The organism is Aquabacterium sp., assembly GCF_030652515.1.
In the GTDB taxonomy this organism is placed as follows: domain Bacteria; phylum Pseudomonadota; class Gammaproteobacteria; order Burkholderiales; family Burkholderiaceae_C; genus Aquabacterium.
In genome coordinates, this window is sequence record NZ_JAUSAR010000002.1 from 1 (window position 1) to 2,189 (window position 2,189).

The following is a 2,189-nucleotide window of genomic DNA, read 5'->3' on the forward strand; positions in this document are numbered from 1 at the left end:
ACCCCGTCATGGCCGCCGAAGTCATGGCCCAGTTGGAAGCTGACCCGATGATGAAGCGCAACCACCTGGCCCTGTACCTGTGCTGCAAGCAATCCTTGCGGACACACAAAGCCACAGCCGCACGCAACAGGCGCATCGGTAAGTTCGTGCGTTGGCTGTTCCATGGCGTTTTTGTTGCGCCAGCTTTGGCACTTCGCCACATGCTGCGCCAAGGCGGTGACATCGCCGTTGAATGCCTGCCACCTACTGCCAACGAACCGGCAGCAACCCAAGTCAAGCGCCTGAAGAAAGCGCCGGAGTTTGCCCAGGCTCAATCGTCTTTTGAAGCTCAAGCTTCTGTGCCCAAGGACGCGCCATCCGCCACGTCGGGAGAGCCGTCAAAGCCCAATGCTGTGTCTCAAACAGCCTGATTCCCCGCACGGCAAGACCACCGCGTCTTGACCGTGCCGGGGCCAGCGCCCTGGCCCTGCCCAGATCGACCCACGCGCCTGCCCATCTGCTGGTGGTGCATGCCGCGTCCTCCCCCATTTCGCCCGCATCTGCCCAAGTGGCAGTGCGGCACACCCACGGAAGGAATTTCCCATGACCACTGCAACCGACGCCTTGTGCGCCATCGAGAAGCGTGCCCACCGGGCCATCGTGCAGGAACTGCGCTTGCTGATCAAGGAGGTGCAGGCCCTTCAGCCTGGCCTGGCAGGTGATGACAGCGCACATGCCCATGCACTGCTGCTGAAGCTGGAGCACCTGCGACAAAGCCAGGTGGTGGACAGCGTCTGCGATCAGCCACCCATTCGGTTGGCCGCGCAAGGCTGATACCGACCTGGTACCGACAAGACACCGACACAGCACGCCTGCGGGGCCACGGCCCGCGCGGCGGTGCGTCCCCAGGCTTCCACACAAGGAATCCTCATGACCACCGTCACACTCAACCTGGAGCAAAAGCTCTATGTCATCACGGAGCGATCAGGCCACAGTTGCTTTGGCTTTGGCAATGCTCGCGATCATGCCAACCAGATCGCACAGCAACTCGACCAAAGCCACCTGGCCTTTGCGCCAGGCGACTACGCCACGCTGGCGGGCTATCAGAAATACCTGACGGCCACAGCCGCATGGGGCCGCTCCCCTCTAAGCCAACGCACCTACTTTGCGCCCGGGACCGATCCTAGTGCGGCCACGGTGCTGGAGTCCTATCGCCGAACTGGCGAGAAGATCCGCCTGATACTTGGCGACCTGGCCACGGGTGAACCGTGGCTTGATGAGCATGGCGTGGTCGGCCGCATTGGCCGATCTGGCGGCATGCTCAAAATCCCCCTGCTGGTCGAGCCTGGCGAGTCAGGTGGCGGAGCCATCTTGACCGACTGCATCCTGTGCCTGGTGGACTGGCAGACCGGCAAAGCACCGTATCGACATCCTGTCTATCGCGAGGCCAACTTGAGCCTGTCGCCCAATGAATGCCCTGACCTGCCATGGGCCGTGAGGCGAGGCTGCGATGCCATCGCTTGTTTCGCGGACATCGGCAAGGCCGCTGCCTACCTGGCCTTCATGCGCGGCGCCACCATCGAGCCACGTGTCTTTGCTTGATGAACCGCCAGGCGGCGTGCTCCATGCTACGCCGCTGAACGGCATTGCTGGTACTCCCGGTCGATCAGCCAATGCAGAAACTGGGTGTCCCTGGAGACGCCCCAATAGTGCGCCTTGCATTGCGCGATGTAGGCATCCAGGTCAGGCAGCGTGCGGATGCCGACTGGCTCCAGATCGGTGATCAGCTTGAAGCGCTCAGTCTCTCGCCGAGTGAGCCGGATGTGAGGGCCAAAACGGATCATGGTCGTGCTCGTTGCATGGGTGCGAGTCGCCATCTTGGCGAAATTTCAGGCCCGTGTCACGGCTTTGGCCACCCACTGAAACAAGATTTCTGTACTGAACTTCAGGTGATATTCAGCTGTCACCAAGCCTTGCATTTCGCAATGCCCCGATTCCATGGCCCCTTGTCCATGGCATGCAGCGATCAAGGCTTGAACGCTTCTGACCATCACGACACACTGCCCACCGCTACCTGCATTCCATCGCGGAATGCGCTCCCGACCTTGCGTCGGCGTCGCAGTCGTCACCTGCCTCATTGACCGTGCTGGCCTCGCGTCAGCACATCCCGAGCGGGAACATCCATCCCCTCGGGACAGGACGTTCCCGCT

General features: G+C 61.8%; 4 protein-coding genes. 3 read left to right on the plus strand and 1 reads right to left on the minus strand.

Annotated features, from left to right (window positions below):
* The 3 genes from Q7V20_RS00025 to Q7V20_RS00035 all read left to right on the plus strand — a co-directional run.
* On the plus strand, nucleotides 1-410 hold a 410-nt coding region (locus Q7V20_RS00025; RefSeq protein WP_304785853.1), incomplete at its 5' end, for a hypothetical protein.
* Nucleotides 411-582: 172 nt separating this feature from the next.
* The gene (locus Q7V20_RS00030) at nucleotides 583-813 is read left to right on the plus strand and encodes a hypothetical protein (RefSeq protein ID WP_125244018.1); all 231 of its coding nucleotides are present in this window, start codon (nucleotides 583-585) and stop codon (nucleotides 811-813) included.
* Between the two features lie 96 nt (nucleotides 814-909).
* Nucleotides 910-1,581, plus strand: a complete 672-nt coding sequence (locus Q7V20_RS00035) for a hypothetical protein (RefSeq protein ID WP_304785863.1) — start codon at nucleotides 910-912, stop codon at nucleotides 1,579-1,581.
* A gap of 26 nt (nucleotides 1,582-1,607) precedes the next feature.
* Here the strand turns inward: Q7V20_RS00035 and Q7V20_RS00040 are convergent, their stop codons facing one another.
* Nucleotides 1,608-1,823, minus strand: coding sequence for a hypothetical protein (locus Q7V20_RS00040; protein WP_304785865.1), 216 nt, complete (start codon nucleotides 1,821-1,823; stop codon nucleotides 1,608-1,610).
* Between the last annotated feature and the right edge of the window lie 366 nt (nucleotides 1,824-2,189).